This window comes from Micromonospora echinospora, assembly GCF_900091495.1.
GTDB lineage: Bacteria > Actinomycetota > Actinomycetes > Mycobacteriales > Micromonosporaceae > Micromonospora > Micromonospora echinospora.
In genome coordinates this window covers 3,837,583-3,852,847 of sequence record NZ_LT607413.1, presented here as the reverse complement: position 1 = coordinate 3,852,847, position 15,265 = coordinate 3,837,583, and the positions used below count along the sequence as shown (strand labels likewise).

The following is a 15,265-nucleotide window of genomic DNA, read 5'->3' as shown; positions in this document are numbered from 1 at the left end:
CTGCCATCATGATCATTACTAGTGCCGGGCCGTCGGCCCGGCGGCGCGCGGTCGCCGGCCTGGCCACCCTGGTGGTCGCCGGCGGCCTGCTGACCACGCTGGGCGGGGCCACGCCCGCCGGTGCCGAGCCGGGTGACGTCGTGGTCGCCGAGAACTTCGACAGCGGTACGCTCCCCGCCGGCTGGCGGGCGATCGACGGGGACTGGAAGGTGGTCGACGGCCGGCTGGTCGGCACCGCCACCAGCGGCACCCGGAAGATCACCTTCGGCCGGCACCTCGAACACTTCCGGTTCTCCGCCACCGTCCGCTTCGAGAAGGTCAACGAGGCGACCCGATGGACGGCCCTCGGCCTGGACGTGCCGGCCAGCGGGGCCACCCCGTGGTGGATCGCCACCATGCGCAGCGGCAGCACGGCCGCGAACGGGCTGGAGTTCGCGCAGCTCACCCCGTCCGGAAGCTGGAACGTCACGAACACCACCGCCGCGCCGTACGCGGCCGGGACGGGACGGGACGTCAAGGTCGCCATCGAGGTGCACGGCAACCAGGCCCGCTGGTTCCTCGACGGGCGTCAGCTCATGCGCACCAGCAGCCTCCAGCGCTCCACCGACGGTGGGCAGGCCCTGGTGGTCAACGGCGCAACCGTCTCCTTCGACGACGTCACGGTCACCGAACTGGCCCCGAACGGGCTGCTCCGCCCCGAGGGCGCCCCGCTGACCGTGATCGCCCACCGGGGAGCCTCGGCGGCGGCCCCGGAGAACACCCTGGCCGCCCAGGAGGTGGCCCGCCGGGCCGGGTCGGACTGGGTGGAGAACGACGTGCAGCCCAGCCGGGACGGCGTGCCGTTCGTGCTGCACGACGGCACGGTCGACCGCACCACCGACGGCACCGGGGCGATCCGCAACCTCACCTCGGCGCAGCTCAAGGCGCTCGACGCCGGGTCCTGGTTCGCCCCGCACTTCACCGGCGCGCGGCTGCCCACCCTCGCCGAGCAGCTCGCCGACCTGCGCAACCGGGGCGGCAACCTGCTGTTGGAGATCAAGGGCGCGCACACCCGCGACGAGGTGGCCCGGATCGTCGAGGTGGTCCGCGCCGAGCGGATGACCACCCGGGTCTTCGTGCAGAGCTTCGACGAGGCGCACCTGCGGTACGTCCGGGAACTGGCGCCCGAGCTGCCCCTGGGGCTGCTCCGGAGCACCCTCGACGCCGACCCGGTGGCGCTGGCGAAGGAACTGGGGCTGGCCGCGTACAACCCGAGCGACGCCGCGCTGACCGCGCGCCCGTCGGTGGTCGCGGACCTGCGTGCCGCCGGGGTGGCGGTGATGGTCTGGACGGTCGACTCGGCCACCGCCTGGCAGCGCCTGGAGGGGTACGGCGTGGACGGCATCATCACCAACCGTCCCGCCGAGCTGGCCGGCTGGAACGCCGCGCAGCTCCAGGGCGGGGTGGGACGGCCGACCGTCACCGTCTCCTCGCCGGCCGACGGGGCCCGGCTGGACCGCGCCCAGCGCCCGGTGCTCGGCGTGGTGACCGGCAACGCGGACACCGTCACGGTGACCCTGGACGGCGAGCCGGCCACCCCGGGCCAGGTGCTCGACGCCTCCCGACTCGCCGCCGGCGCGCACACGGTCCGCGTCGAAGCCACCGGTCCGGGTGGCCGGACCACGGTGACCAGCACCTTCACCGTGGTCGCCGACCCGACCGGCCTGGCGCACCTGGTGCTCTCCCCGGAGGTCGCGCCCGGGGCCCGGAACGCGATGCTCACCTTCCTCGGCGGCGGCCGGTACGCCCAGCTCGCCGGGTACGCCGAGCAGCACGCCGGCAAGCAGGTCCCGAAGGACGTGGCGACCCTGATCGCGGCGGACGCCCGCGCCCTCGCGGCCGGCTGACCCGCGTCGGTGACCGGGCCGGCCCGACCGGCCCGGTCACCGGATCGCAGCCGCGGTCAGGAGGTCCGGTCGTAGCGGTCCTGGTTGAGGAAGCGGGCGAAGCCGCGCCACGAGTTGGGGCCCATCACGCCGTCGACCGGCCCGGTGTAGCCCCAGCGCGAGGCCAGCCGCTGGACGGCCGCCCAGGTGTTGACGCCGGGCACGCCGTCGATCGGGCCGGTGTAGCCGTAGCCGCGCATCGCCCGCTGGAGGGCGGCGTAGGTGTTCGACCCGGGCACCCCGTCGATCGGGCCGGTGTAGCCGTGCTCCATCCGCAGCCAGTTCTGTGCCCGCTGCCACATGATCGGGCCGGGGATCCCGTCGGACTCGGTGGAGGTCTTGGGCAGCGTGCCGCCGATCCCGGCGAGGTAGGTCAGCGGGTTGATCCGCACCCCGGACGGATTGATCATGTGCCAGTGCACGTGCGGTCCGGTGGAGGAGCCGGAGCCGGGCGCGCCCGCCGCGCCGCCGGAGAGCCCCACCGTCGCCCCGGCGCCGACCACCGCGCCGTTGCCGAGGCTGAACGCGGAGAGGTGCATGTACTGGGTGCGGTAGCCGTTGGGGTGGTGGATCGTGACGGTGTGCCCGCCGGTGCCGTTGTACGGGATGTTCTGGATCGTGCCGCCGCCACAGGCCGGCAGGCGGGTGCCCACGGACATGACGTAGTCGATGCCGCCGAGCGAACCCCGGTCGAGGTGCGCCTGCCAGCCGTCGGAGATCGGGTAGCCGGTGAACGGGTTGTAGAAACCGGAGGCGTACGCCGGGGCCCCCACCGCGAGCGCGCCACCGAGACCCACCGCCGCCCCGCCGAGCACCACCGCACCGGCCGCGACTCCCCGCAGCAGTGTCCGCCGGTCCATCCCGCTGCCCGTCTCGCACATGGCGCCCCTCCTCCGGTCCCGGCCACGGTGACCGTCACCTACCGCCCGGGTGCCGGACGGAGGGGCCAATATATCGATGCTCGTTGACGTTGATCAAGGGCGCGGACGCCGCTCACCCGATCGCGGCGGTCTCCTCCACCTCGACCTGACGGTTCCAGTCCGGCTTGCTGGCCCGCCAGCCCTCGTCGGTGAAGCCGCGCCGCCAGTAGCCGGAGATGGAGAGCATCTCCCGGGGCACCCCCCGCTCGACGCGGAGCAGCCGGCGCAGCTCCTTGACGAAGGTCGCCTCGCCATGCACGAAGGCGTGCACCGCGCCGGGCGGGAACTCCAGCGCCCGCACCGCCGCGACCAGCGCCTCACCGACCGGACGGTCGCCACGGTGCAGCCAGACCAGCTCGACCGCGCCCGGGCTGGGCAGCGGCTGCTCCTCCGCCGGGCCGTCGATCTCCACGAACACCCGGGCCGGCGCGTCGAGCGGCAGGCGCTCCAGCGACGCCGCGATGGCCGGCAGGGCGCTCTCGTCGCCGACCAGCAGGTGCCAGTCCGCCTCCGGGCTCGGCGCGTACGCACCGCCGGGACCGAGGAAGTGGACCGGGTCGCCGGGACGCAGTGCGGCGGCCCACGGCCCGGCCACCCCCTCGTCGCCGTGGTGCACGATGTCGATCGTCAACTCGGTGACCACCGGATCCCAGGCGCGCACGGTGTAGGCGCGCAGCCGGGGCCACTGCTCGCGGGGCAGGTCCCGGCGGATCGTGTCCAAGTCGAACGGCGTCGGATACACCACGCCCGGCCGGGGGAAGAGCAGCTTGACGTAATGGTCGGTGTGCTCGCCCACCGGCAGCCCGACCAGCCCGTCCCCGCCCAGCACCAGGCGGATCACGTGTGGGGTGGGACGCGCGGTGCGCACGACGTGCGCGGTGGTGGTGACCTTCTTCGGGCGATCCGTCATGCTGGTTAGGCTAACCTAAGTCGATGATCGAACCCAGTCGGCAACGACCGCAGCCCTGCAACCACCCAAGCAGGGTGCCGCCGGCTCAGGCCACCAGGCGGGTGTGCCAGGCCACCGCCGCCGGGTCGGTGAGCGAGGCAACCTGGTCCACCACCACCCGCAGCCGGGCGGGGTCGTCCGGAGCCGCCCGCCAGAGCGGGGCGAAGACCGGGTCCAGGGCCTCCGCGCCCCGGTCGGCGAGCACCCGGACCAGGTCGGCCAGCACCTCCCGCTGGCGGGCGTAACGGGCTTCGGCGCCCGGGCGGCGCATCACGTACCGCAGGGCGATGCCCTTGAGCAGCGCGCACTGGGCGCGGATCCGCCGGGGCACGACCAGGTCGGCGGCGTAGCGGCGGTGCGGACCGGGGCGGTGGCGGTCCCGGGTGGCACGGACCGCCTCCGCCACGAACCGGCCGGTGAGCGCGCTGGTCGTCGCCTTCAGCGCGACCTGGGCCCGATGGCTGCCGTCGTGGTCGACGACCGGCCCGAGCACCGGGTCGGCGAGCAGGTCGGCCAGGACCGCACCGAGGTCGGCGGCGCTCTCGGCGGAGTAGACGGCGGCGACGTCGGCGCAGAGCGCGAGTCGCTCGTCGGCGTCCCGCACCAGCGGCCGGAGCGTCAGGTAGCCGCCGTGGATGCCGTCCTCCACGTCGTGCACCGAGTACGCCACGTCGTCGGCCCAGTCCATCACCTGCGCCTCCAGGCAGCGCCGCCAGTCGGCGGGCGCGCCTGCGCGCAGCCAGTCGAAGACCGCCCGGTCGTCCGGGTACACCCCGAACTTGCGCTCCCCGGCGCGACGCGGCCAGGGGTACTTGGCGACCGCGTCGAGCGAGGCGCGGGTCAGGTTGAGCCCCGCCGAACGACCGTCCGGGGTGAGTACCTTGGCCTCCAGCCGGGTGAGCACCCGCAGGGTCTGCGCGTTGCCCTCGAAACCACCGCAGCCGGCGGCCAGGCTGTCGAGCGCCCCCTCGCCGTTGTGCCCGAACGGAGGGTGCCCGAGGTCGTGGGCGAGCCCCGCGGTATCCACCACGTCCGGGTCGCAGCCGAGCCGCGCGCCGATCTCCCGGGCGATCTGGGCCACCTCAAGGGAGTGCGTGAGCCGGGTCCGCAGGAAGTCGTCGGTGCCGGCGGTGTGCACCTGGGTCTTGGCGGCGAGCCGTCGGAACGCCGCGGAGTGCAGCACCCTCGCCCGGTCCCGCTCGTACGGTCCACGGCCGTAGCCGGTGTCCTTGGGCGGCTCGGGCACCCACCGCTGGCTGTCCGCCGGGTCCGGTCCCCCGCCGACGTCGACGCCCAAGCCGCTCAGCCGGCCCGCTCGCGCTGCCGCAGGACGCGGAACTCGTTCCCCTCGGGGTCGGCGAGCATCGTCCACCCGGGGCCGTCCCGCCCGACGTCGACGTGACGCGCGCCCATGTCGACCAACCGTTCCACCTCGGCTTCCTGGTCCTCGGGACGCAGGTCGAGGTGGAGCCGGTTCCTCGTGGTCTTGCCGTCGGCGACCGGGACGAACACGATCGCGGGCGTCCGGGGCGCCGCCGCGCGGATCTCCACCGCGTCGGGCCGCTCGTGGACGACCTGGTAACCGAGCGCCTCGGCCCACCAGCGGGCCAGCCGGGCCGGGTCCTCGGCGTCGATCGTCAGGCTCTCCCAGAGGCTGGTCATGCGGCCCTCCTTCGCTGCCGGACAGCGGTGTCACCGGCCAGCCCAGGTTACGCCCGCCGGGTCGTCGGGGCTCGGCGACGAGACCCGGACCGGTCCTGCCGCCGGCTCGACGGCCCCGGGGCCGGAAGCTACCGTTCGGCGGACCGCGCATCGGCCGATCGGACCTCGGTTGCGGACCGATCGCGGCCCGTTATGGGATCGCAGCTTTCCGTGGCCGGCGGTAGCTTTCCAGGAGCGGAACGTCACCGGCGTCACCCCCGCCGGTGCGGAGCGACCCTGGGGAGGGCGATCGTGAACGCTGGCACCCTGATGGACGCGGAGCTGCGCCGGTTGCGGTCGAACCGGCCCGAGGTCTGCGGCGCGGTCCTGGCCGGCACGGACGGCCTGCTGATCGCGAGCGACCTGCCGGCGACCGAGGCGGCCCACCTCGCCGCGCTCGCCGCCGCCAGCTTCGGTCTCGGCCAGCGGGTCGCCCAGGCGGCGACCCGGGGCGAGTTCCGTGAGCACGTGGTCCACACGACGGACGGCAAGGTGGTCATCTACCCGGCCGGGCGGCACGCGCTGCTCACCCTGGTCGCGGGCCCGGACGCCGACCCGGAGTCGCTGCACGAGGCGGCGCGCGCGGTGGCCCGGCGCACCGGCGGGTTCTTCGACGCCCACCGCCGGGGGTACGACGAGCCCCAGCCGCCGATCACGCCCGGCCCGCTGGCCGTCCGCACCCCGCTGGCGACGATCCCGACCCACCTGCGTCGCTCCACCGCTCCCGGTGGCTGGCAGCGGCCACTGATCTGACCCGCCGGGGGCCGGTGGGGGAAGGACGAGCCCGCACCGGCCGCCCCGGCACCTCGCTGCCCGCACGCCGGCGACGAACACGCCCGCGATCGGCACGGTGGTAACGGCGTACGCCAGCGCTCGGGCGGGCAGCGCATCGCCGGCAGGGGCTGGGCCGCCGGCGATGCGCTGCCCGCGCCCCACCCGTCGGCGCTGGCCGCCCGCGCCCCACCCGCCGCGACGGACGGCGACGGGTGGGGCGCGGGCGGCGGGTCAGCGGCTGTCCGAGCCGGTGGTCTCCACGGCGGCGCGGCCGGCCTCCAGCCGGGCGACCGGCACCCGGAACGGCGAGCATGAGACGTAGTCCAGCCCGACCTCGTGGAAGAAGTGCACCGAGTCCGGGTCACCGCCGTGCTCGCCGCAGACGCCGAGCTTCAGGTCCGGCCGGGCGGCCCGGCCCTCCTCGGCGGCGATCCGCACCAGCCGGCCGACCCCGTCCCGGTCGAGCGACTCGAACGGGGAGATGCCGAAGATGCCCAGCTCCAGGTAGCGCCAGAAGAACGCGCCCTCGACGTCGTCCCGGGAGAAACCCCAGCCCATCTGGGTGAGGTCGTTGGTGCCGAAGGAGAAGAACTGGGCCGCCTCGGCGATCTGGCCGGCGGTCAGCGCCGCCCGGGGCACCTCGATCATGGTGCCGATCAGCACCTCGACGCCACTGCCCCCGACCACCTCGGCGATGATCCGCTCCGCCTCGGCGCGTACCGTCTCCAGCTCCTGCACCGCGCCGACCAGCGGCACCATGATCTCCGGTCGGGCGGTGACGCCGTCCCGGGCGCACTGCACGGCGGCCTCGGTGATGGCCCGGACCTGCATCGCGAACAGGCCGGGGATGACCAGGCCGAGACGGACGCCCCGGAGGCCGAGCATCGGGTTCTCCTCGTGCATCCGCCGCACGGCGGCCAGCAGCGCCTCCTCCTGCGCCACGTCCTCGCCGCGTTCCTGGGCGACCGCGACGTTCACCGCGAGCTGCTCCAGCGGCGGCAGGAACTCGTGCAGCGGCGGGTCGATCAGCCGCACGGTGACCGGCAGCCCGTCCATCTCGCGGAAGATCTCCACGAAGTCGGCCCGCTGCAACGGCAGCAACGCGGCGAGCGCCTTCTCCCGTTCGTCGTCGGTGCGGGCCAGGATCAGCCGCTCGACCAGCTCCCGCCGCTCGCCGAGGAACATGTGTTCGGTGCGGCACAGGCCGATGCCCTGCGCGCCGAAGCGCCGCGCCCGGGCGGCGTCCGCGCCGGTGTCGGCGTTCGCCCGGACCGCCAGCCGCCGTCGCTGGTCGGCGTGGCCCATGATCCGGTGTACGGCCCGGACCAACGCGTCGTCGGTCCGCTCCGGGTCGAGGGTGCCCTCGAAGTACTGCACCACCTCCGACGGCATCACCGGCACCTCGCCGAGGTAGATGTTGCCGGTGGTGCCGTCGATCGACACGACGTCGCCCTCGGCGACGGTCTGCCCGGCGACGGTGAACCGCCGCGCCGGGACGTCGACCTCCAGCGCGTCCGCGCCGGAGACGCAGGTCTTGCCCATGCCCCGGGCGACCACCGCCGCGTGGCTGGTCTTGCCGCCCCGGGAGGTGAGGATGCCCTGGGCGGCGATCATGCCCTGGAGGTCATCCGGGTTGGTCTCCCGGCGGACCAGGATCACCCGCTTCCCCTCGGCGGCCAGCTCGACGGCCCGGGCCGAGGTGAAGACGACCTGGCCGACGGCCGCGCCCGGCGACGCCCCGATGCCCCGGGCCACCGCCTGGAACTCGTGGTCGAGCTGGAACCGGGGGAACATGAGCTGGGCGAGCTGGGCCCCGTTGACCCGGTGCAACGCCTCGTCCAGGTCGATCAGCCCCTCGTCGACGAGCTGGCCGGCGATGACGAAGGCCGCCGCCGCGGTGCGCTTGCCGACCCGGGTCTGGAGCATCCAGAGCTTGCCGCGCTCGATGGTGAACTCGATGTCGCACAGGTCCCGGTAGTGCCGTTCCAGCCGGGCCATGATGTCCAGCAGCTCGTCGTAGGAGCGCTTGTCGAGCCGCTCCAGCTCCTGCAACGGGATGGTGTTGCGGATGCCGGCGACCACGTCCTCGCCCTGGGCGTTGGCCAGGTAGTCGCCGTAGATGCCCTGCGCGCCGCTGGCCGGGTCCCGGGTGAAGGCGACCCCGGTGCCGGAGTCCGGACCGAGGTTGCCGAAGACCATGGCGACCACGTTGACCGCCGTGCCGAGGCTGGCGGGGATGCGTTCCTGCCGCCGGTAGAGCACCGCCCGCTCGGCGTTCCACGAGTCGAAGACCGCGCGGACGGCCAGGTCGAGCTGCTCGCGCGGCTCCTGCGGGAAGTCCCGGCCGGTGTGCTTCCGGAAGATCTTCTTGTACGCGTCGACCAGCCCGCGCAGGTCGTCGGCGTCCAGTTCGACGTCGTCGCGGATGCCCCGGGCCCGCTTGACGTCGTCGAGAGCGTGCTCGAACTCCTCCCCCGGCACCTCGCAGACGGTCTTGCCGAACATCTGGATCAACCGGCGGTACGAGTCCCAGGCGAACCGGTCCGCGCCGGCGGGATCCGCCTGCTCTCCGGAGCCCGCGGCCTGCCGGGCGAGCCCCACCACACTGCGGTCGTTGAGGCCGACGTTGAGGACGGTCTCCATCATGCCGGGCATGGAGAACTTCGCCCCGGAGCGGACCGACACCAGCAGCGGGTCGTCCGGGTCGCCGAGGCACCGGCCCATCGCCCGTTCCAGGGCGGCTAGGTGGGCGGCGACCTGGTCGGCCAGGCCGTCCGGTTCCCGTCCGGTGGCGAGGTACTCCTGGCACGCCTCGGTGGTGATGGTGAAGCCCGGCGGGACGGGCAGACCGAGGTTGGTCATCTCCGCCAGGTTCGCGCCCTTGCCGCCGAGCAGGTCCTTGAGGTCCTTGTTCCCCTCGGCGAAGTCGTAGACGTACTTGCGTTCCACGGTTTCCTGCACTGCCACCAGACCCTCCACGCGCACGCCGTCGGACACTTAACGAAGGTTCAGCCACCCATGTACCCCGAGGTCACCGGCTGGTAATCCGGGTTGGACGGGCACCGGTGGGCGAAGGTTAAGCGACCGGGCGGGCGAGCGGGACCATCCGGTGACAATCGGCACAGTCATCACGACTGTCCGCGTTCGTACGGGTTGGTGGGAACGGTTCCACGCGCATGTTCACGCAGTTCAGCCAACCTCTCGTAGGCTTGGCGAGCCATCTCGACCGATGTACCTTTTGCCAGAAGTGCCGCAGTTACACCCCTGGCCCTGGAGGTTCCGTGTCCACCACCCCCTCCCCCGCTCCGCCCGCCGGACCCACCGGCCCGGTCCCCCTCGACGCGACCCGGGAGCCGACCGCCGCCGACCTGGCCGGAAGCGCCGCCGCGCTCGCCGCCGGCCAGCTCGCCACCGCCGACGGCACACCCGCCGGCCCGCAGCCGGCGGCCGTGCCCGGTCCGGACCGGGCCGTGGCCACCGCCGTCCCCGGCCGGAGGGCCACCGTCGCCCTCGGCGACGTGCTGCCCGTGCCGGCCAGCGTCCGGCCGGAACCCGGGGCGGACTTCCCGCTGACCGTCGACACGGTGATCCACGCCGAGCCGGCGGCCCGCGCGGCGGCCGACCGGCTCGCCACGCTGCTCCGGCCCGCCACCGGCCTCCCGCTGCCGGTCGCCGTCGCCCCGGCCGCCGGCGCGATCACCCTCGCCCTGGCCGACCCCGGGCTCGGCCCCGAGGGCTACCGGCTCGACGTCACCCCCACCGGGGTACGGCTCACCGCCGCCACCCCGGCCGGGCTCGGCCACGGGGTGCAGACGCTGCGCCAGCTCCTCCCCGCCGGGGTGGAGAGCCCGACCCCGGTGGACGGCCCCTGGGTGCTGCCCGGCGGCACGATCGCCGACCACCCCCGGTTCGGCTACCGGGGCGCGATGCTCGACGTGGCCCGGCACTTCTTCGGCGTGGACGAGGTGCTGCGGGTCGTCGACCACCTGGCCCGGTACAAGCTCAACCACCTGCACCTGCACCTCACCGACGACCAGGGCTGGCGGATCGCGGTCGAGTCCTGGCCCCGGCTCACCGAGGTCGGCGGGGCCACCCAGGTCGGCGGCGGCCCTGGCGGCTGGTACACCCGGGACGACTACCGGCGGATCGTCCGGTACGCCGCCGAACGGCACGTCACCGTGGTACCGGAGATCGACCTGCCCGGGCACACCAACGCGGCGCTGACCGCGTACGGGCGGCTCGCGCCGGACGGGGTCACGCCGTCGCCGTACACCGGCACCGAGGTCGGCTTCAGCTACCTCGACCCGGACCGCGAGCTGACGTACTCCTTCGTCGCCGACGTGCTCGGCGAGGTCGCCGCGCTCACTCCCGGGCCGTACCTGCACATCGGCGGGGACGAGGCGTTCAAGGTGCCCGCCGACGCGTACGCCCGGTTCGTCGACCGGGTGCAGCCGATCGTCGCCGACGCCGGCAAGACCGTGCTGGGCTGGCACCAGATCGCCCCGGCCGCGCACTCGCCCGGCCGCGTCCTCCAGTACTGGGGGACCACCGCCACCGACCCGGTGGTGGCCGACGCGGTCCGGCGCGGCGCGCGGGTGGTGATGTCCCCCGCCGACCGGACCTACCTCGACATGCGGTACACCCCGGAGAGCCCGGTCGGACACGACTGGGCCGGTGCCATCGACGTGCGCCGGGCGTACGACTGGGATCCGGCCGGCTACCTGGACGACGTGCCGGCCGAGGCGGTGCTCGGCCTCGCCGCCCCACTGTGGACGGAGTACGTCACCTCCCGCGCGGAGATCGAGTACATGCTCCTGCCCCGGCTGCCCGCCCTCGCCGAACTGGGCTGGTCACCACGCGACACCCACGACTGGGCCGCGTTCCGTCGCCGGCTGGCCGCCCAGGGGCCCCGCTGGGAGACCGCCGGCACCGGTTACCACCGCAGTCCGGAGGTGCCCTGGCCGGTGGCCGCCGTGCCCGCGCCCCGCGTGCCGGAGAGCTGACCGAGCCCGGCCTGCCGGGCCCTCCGGACGGCCTCGCTGCGGTCGCTGACCTGGAGCTTGTGCAACACGGTGGAGAGGTGGTTGCGGACGGTCTTCGGGCTCAACCCCAGCCGCCGGGCGACCAGCACGTTGGTCAGCCCCTGGGCGACCAGGTCCAGCACCTCCCGCTCGCGGTCGGTCAGCTCGGGCAGGGGCGGCGGAGCGGACGTGCGTACGCCGGTGAGCCGTCCCACCGCCCGACCGGCGATCCCGGGGCCGAGCAGCACCTCGCCGTTGGCCACCGCCCGGACCGCCCGCTCCAGCTCGGCCGGGGCGGCACGCTTGAGCAGGTAGCCCCGGGCCCCGGCCCGGAGCAGGGCGACCACCGACTCGTCGTCGTCGAGCATGGTCACCACCAGCACACCGGTGCCCGGGTGCCGGGACGCGACGTCCCGGACGGCCGTCACACCGGCGCCGCCGTCGAGGTGCGGGTCGATGACGACCACGTCCGGCCGGTGCCGGTCGACCAGGACGGGCAGCTCGGCGACGTCGCCGGTGACGCCGACCACCCCCAGGCCGGACAGGGAGTCGAGCAGTGCCGCCAGTCCGAGCCGGAACACCGGATGGCCGTCGACCACCACCACCCGGACGGCCTCGTCCGCCGGGTCACCGGCCCCCTCCGGGCCGCCGGCCGACCCGACCCGGCCGGTTCCGGAGCCGACCGCCGTCGACCCGCACGGCACTACGGCCAGGTGTCGGGAGGCCGACCCTCCCCGCGGGGTACGGCGACGCACCGGTGGCCGCGTCCGTCCCGGGTCCACCGGTTCCTCCGGCACCGGGTTCCGCGCGGGCGATGCCTGCGCCTCCGCGCTCACCTGCGACATCAGTGCGGCCATCTCTCCACCTCGTGCTCCCGATCGGCGGTACGGGTCCGGCGGGGGTGGGGGGAAGCCGGACGTGCGGGCCGAGACTGTCAGGAACCACTCGCAATCCGCGTGCAGAGCGTTGGCAACCATCCGGAGCCGTCGAGGCGTCCGGGACTAGAGCCGGCGACTGTGCGACATGGACCATCGGCGGGGACGGCCGGTGGCCGTGAGGGGGAATCGTGGAGTTTCGGGTCCTGGGGCCGACCGAGGTCACCGACGGCGGGCGGAGTCTCGCCATCGGTGGCCCCAAGCCGCGGGCGGCACTGGCCGCGCTGCTGCTGGAGGCGAACCGGATCATCTCGGTGGAGGGACTGGTCGACGCGGTCTGGGGCGAGCAGCCGCCGCCGAGCGCGGTGAACGCGCTCCAGACGTACGTGTCCCGGCTGCGCCGGGTGCTCGGGGCCGAGACCCTGTGCCGGCACCCCGCCGGCTACCGGCTCGTCGCCGAGCCGGACATGATCGACGCACGCCGGTTCGAGCGGCTCCTCGCCGAGGGACGCGCGGCCCTGGCGACCGGGAATCCCTCGGCCGGTCACCGGGCCGCCGAGCAGGCGCTCGCGCTGTGGCGCGGTCCGGCCCTGCTCGACGTGACCGACGCGCCCTTCGCCCAGGCCGAGATCGCCCGCCTCGGTGAGCTGCGCCTGGTCGCCGCCGAGACCCGGGTCGAGGCGATGCTCGCCCTCGGGGACGTCACCGGCGGCGTCGCCGCGGCCCGCGCGATCGTCGCCGACCATCCCCTGCGGGAACGGGGCGTCGCGCACCTGATGCTCGCGCTGTACCGGGACGGCCGGCAGAGCGAGGCGCTGGCCACGTACCACGAGGCCCGGCGGCTGCTCGTCGACGGTTTCGGCCTCGACCCCGGTGACGAGCTCGCCGCGCTCGCCCAGGCGATCCTGCGACAGGACCCGGAGCTGCTCACCGCCCCGGCACCGGGAGCACCGGTCACGGTATCGCCGGCCGGACCCGCCACGCCGACGCCCGCGTACCCGGCCGCCACGCCGCCGACCGCCGGATCGGTACGGCCCCGGCTGGTGCTGCCCCTGGACCGGTTCGTCGGGCGGGACCGCGAGCTGGACGAGATCCGGCAGCGGTTGGCGACATACCGACTGGTCACGCTCACCGGGCCGGGCGGAAGCGGGAAGACCCGCCTCGCCCGGGAGGTCTGCCGCCGGCTGCCCCAGCCGGTGTACGTGGTCGAACTGGCCGGCCTGCACGACGCCGGCCTGTTGGAGGCGACCGTCGCGCAGGCGTTCGGGCTGGCCGTCCTCTCCGACCTGGACGCCGTGGCGGCGACGGTCGGCGACGCCGAGGTCCTGCTGCTGCTGGACAACTGCGAGCACCTGGCCGGGGCGCTCGCCGACGTCGTACTGCGGCTGCTCACCGACCTGCCCGGCCTGCGGGTCCTCGCGACCAGCCAGCGCCCGCTTGGGGTGGGCGGCGAGCGCCGGTTCCCGGTGCCGCCGCTGCCGGTCGACACGATGGCGGTGGAACTCTTCCTGGACCGGGCCGGCGCGGTCGCCCCGGACTGGACGTGCGGTCCGGAGGAACACGAGGTCGTGACCCGGATCTGCGCCCGACTGGACGGCCTGCCGCTCGCCGTCGAGCTGGCCGCCGCTCAGATGGCGGTCCTCTCCCCGGCGCAGATCCTGGACCGGCTCGGCCACTCCCTGGCCATCACCGGCACCCGAGCCGACCTGCCGGAGCGGCACCGCAGCCTGGAGCGGGCCATCGACAACAGCTACCGCCTGCTGGACGGCACCCAACGGGACCTGTTCGCCCGGCTCAGCGTCTTCGCCGACACCTTCGACCTGGACGCCGCCGAGACGGTGGCCGGGGCGGGCGCGGACGTCCTGACCCCGCTCACCGGTCTGATCACCGGTTCGCTGGTGGCCACCACCGGGGCCGGGGCCGCGCCACGCCGCTACCGGATGCTGGAGATCCTCCGCGCGTACGCCGACCGGCTGCTCGGCCCGGTCGACCGGGAGCGGCTGCGGCACCGGCACCTGGACTGGGCGCTGGACCTGGCGCGCGCCGCCGACCGGGGGCTCCGCGGTCCGGACGCGCTGCGCTGGTACCGCACCCTCGGAGCCGAGCAGGCCAACACCCGGGCCGCCCTGGCGTTCGCCCTCGCCGCCGACCAGCCACTGGCCGGCATGCGGCTGGCCACCGACCTGTCCTGGTACTGGTACCACCGGGGTCACCTGCGCGAGGGGATCCGCTGGCTGCGGGACACCATCGACGCCACCTCCGAGGCGCCGCCGGTCGACCGGGCCCGCGCGCTGACCGCGCTGGCCTCCCTGCTCTACCTCGCCGGACGGTTGGAGGAGAGTGGCACGGCCAACCGGGCGGCACTCGACCTCGCCCTGACCGCCGACGACCCCGCCCCCGTCGCGCGCGCCTACATCTACCAGGCGTACGACCTGGCCATGCGGGGCCGGGCCGAGGAGGCGGCGGCGGCCGGGGAGAACGGGGTACGGTTCGCCCGCCGGTCCGGTGCGGACTGGTTGCTCTCCGAGGCGCTCTCCACCAACGGCTACCTGGCCCGGGCCCGGGGCGACCTGGCGACCGCCGCGGCGACCCTGGACGAGGCCATCCGGGTCGGGAACGCCATCGGCTACCGCTGGTCGGTCAGCTCCTCGCACTGGTTCCGGGCCAAGGTGGCGGCCGACGCCGGAGCGGCCGACGAGGCGTACCGGGCGGCGCTGACCGCCGTCCGGGGGCTGGACGACCTGGAGGACGTGACCGGCTGGCTGGCCGCCCTGCACCTGCTCGCCGGGACGCTCGGCATGACCGGTCGGGCCACCGACGGCGCGGTCCTGCTCGGCGCGGTGGCGGGCATCGGTGGCCGGGCCGGCTACTCCCCCGAGCTGATGGACCCGTACGACAGCCCCCGCGAGATCGCCGCGGTCACCACCCCGCTCTCCCCGGCCGCGTACGCCCGTGCCCGGGAGGTCGGGCTGACGATGGACCGGGAGGCGGTCCGGGAGTTCCTCCACCGGCTGACCGACGGCGACTCGTCGTCGTAGCCCCGGGCGACGATCTGTCCACGGTGCTCGAACACCCTCATCCGTCCGCCACCGACCGACCT

10 protein-coding genes are annotated in these 15,265 nt (G+C 74.7%); 4 read left to right on the top strand and 6 right to left on the bottom strand.

The annotated features are described in order from the left end of the window. Window positions 1-8: 8 nt before the first annotated feature. A complete protein-coding gene (locus GA0070618_RS17555) occupies window positions 9-1,886 on the top strand; it encodes a glycerophosphodiester phosphodiesterase (protein WP_088982601.1) in 1,878 nt (625 codons plus the stop codon). A 56-nt stretch (window positions 1,887-1,942) separates the two neighbouring features. Here GA0070618_RS17555 and GA0070618_RS17550 read toward each other — a convergent pair whose 3' ends face one another. From GA0070618_RS17550 to GA0070618_RS17535, 4 genes are all read right to left on the bottom strand, one after another. Then, window positions 1,943-2,806 carry a peptidoglycan DD-metalloendopeptidase family protein gene (locus tag GA0070618_RS17550; protein WP_197701767.1) on the bottom strand — a complete coding sequence of 288 codons (864 nt, stop codon included), beginning with the start codon at window positions 2,804-2,806 and terminating at the stop codon, window positions 1,943-1,945. Between the two features lie 112 nt (window positions 2,807-2,918). Next, on the bottom strand, window positions 2,919-3,755 hold the full coding sequence (locus GA0070618_RS17545; protein ID WP_088982599.1) for a siderophore-interacting protein: 837 nt from the start codon (window positions 3,753-3,755) through the stop codon (window positions 2,919-2,921). A gap of 85 nt (window positions 3,756-3,840) precedes the next feature. Next, window positions 3,841-5,091, bottom strand: coding sequence for a deoxyguanosinetriphosphate triphosphohydrolase (locus GA0070618_RS17540; RefSeq protein ID WP_088982598.1), 1,251 nt, complete (start codon window positions 5,089-5,091; stop codon window positions 3,841-3,843). A gap of 5 nt (window positions 5,092-5,096) precedes the next feature. Then, window positions 5,097-5,456, bottom strand: a complete 360-nt coding sequence (locus tag GA0070618_RS17535; RefSeq protein ID WP_088982597.1) for a VOC family protein — start codon at window positions 5,454-5,456, stop codon at window positions 5,097-5,099. A gap of 291 nt (window positions 5,457-5,747) precedes the next feature. Here GA0070618_RS17535 and GA0070618_RS17530 point away from each other — a divergent pair, with 291 nt between their 5' ends. Next, on the top strand, window positions 5,748-6,248 hold the full coding sequence (locus tag GA0070618_RS17530) for a roadblock/LC7 domain-containing protein (RefSeq protein ID WP_170107769.1): 501 nt from the start codon (window positions 5,748-5,750) through the stop codon (window positions 6,246-6,248). 252 nt (window positions 6,249-6,500) lie between these two features. Here GA0070618_RS17530 and ppdK read toward each other — a convergent pair whose 3' ends face one another. Next, on the bottom strand, window positions 6,501-9,236 hold the full coding sequence (ppdK, locus tag GA0070618_RS17525) for a pyruvate, phosphate dikinase (protein WP_088985612.1): 2,736 nt from the start codon (window positions 9,234-9,236) through the stop codon (window positions 6,501-6,503). A 314-nt stretch (window positions 9,237-9,550) separates the two neighbouring features. Between ppdK and GA0070618_RS17520 the strand changes: the two genes are divergently transcribed. Then, the gene (locus GA0070618_RS17520; protein WP_231931780.1) at window positions 9,551-11,272 is read left to right on the top strand and encodes a family 20 glycosylhydrolase; all 1,722 of its coding nucleotides are present in this window, start codon (window positions 9,551-9,553) and stop codon (window positions 11,270-11,272) included. Here the strand turns inward: GA0070618_RS17520 and GA0070618_RS17515 are convergent. Further along, entirely contained in the window at window positions 11,203-12,147 is a 945-nt protein-coding gene (locus GA0070618_RS17515) for a response regulator (RefSeq protein ID WP_231931779.1), read from the bottom strand. The genes GA0070618_RS17520 and GA0070618_RS17515 overlap by 70 nt on opposite strands. A gap of 209 nt (window positions 12,148-12,356) precedes the next feature. On the opposite strand from GA0070618_RS17515, the gene GA0070618_RS17510 reads away from it, so the two are divergent. Further along, window positions 12,357-15,203: an AfsR/SARP family transcriptional regulator gene (locus GA0070618_RS17510; protein ID WP_088982594.1), complete on the top strand. Its 2,847-nt coding sequence runs from the start codon at window positions 12,357-12,359 to the stop codon at window positions 15,201-15,203. Window positions 15,204-15,265: the final 62 nt, after the last annotated feature.

Bases quoted from the DNA above. Each gene is read 5' to 3' on its own strand.
- GA0070618_RS17555 (WP_088982601.1), top strand. From the start codon at position 9: ATGATCATTACTAGTGCCGGGCCGTCGGCCCGGCGGCGCGCGGTCGCC.
- GA0070618_RS17535 (WP_088982597.1), bottom strand. From the start codon at position 5,456: ATGACCAGCCTCTGGGAGAGCCTGACGATCGACGCCGAGGACCCGGCC.
- GA0070618_RS17515 (WP_231931779.1), bottom strand. From the start codon at position 12,147: ATGGCCGCACTGATGTCGCAGGTGAGCGCGGAGGCGCAGGCATCGCCC.
- GA0070618_RS17550 (WP_197701767.1), bottom strand. From the start codon at position 2,806: ATGTGCGAGACGGGCAGCGGGATGGACCGGCGGACACTGCTGCGGGGA.
- GA0070618_RS17545 (WP_088982599.1), bottom strand. From the start codon at position 3,755: ATGACGGATCGCCCGAAGAAGGTCACCACCACCGCGCACGTCGTGCGC.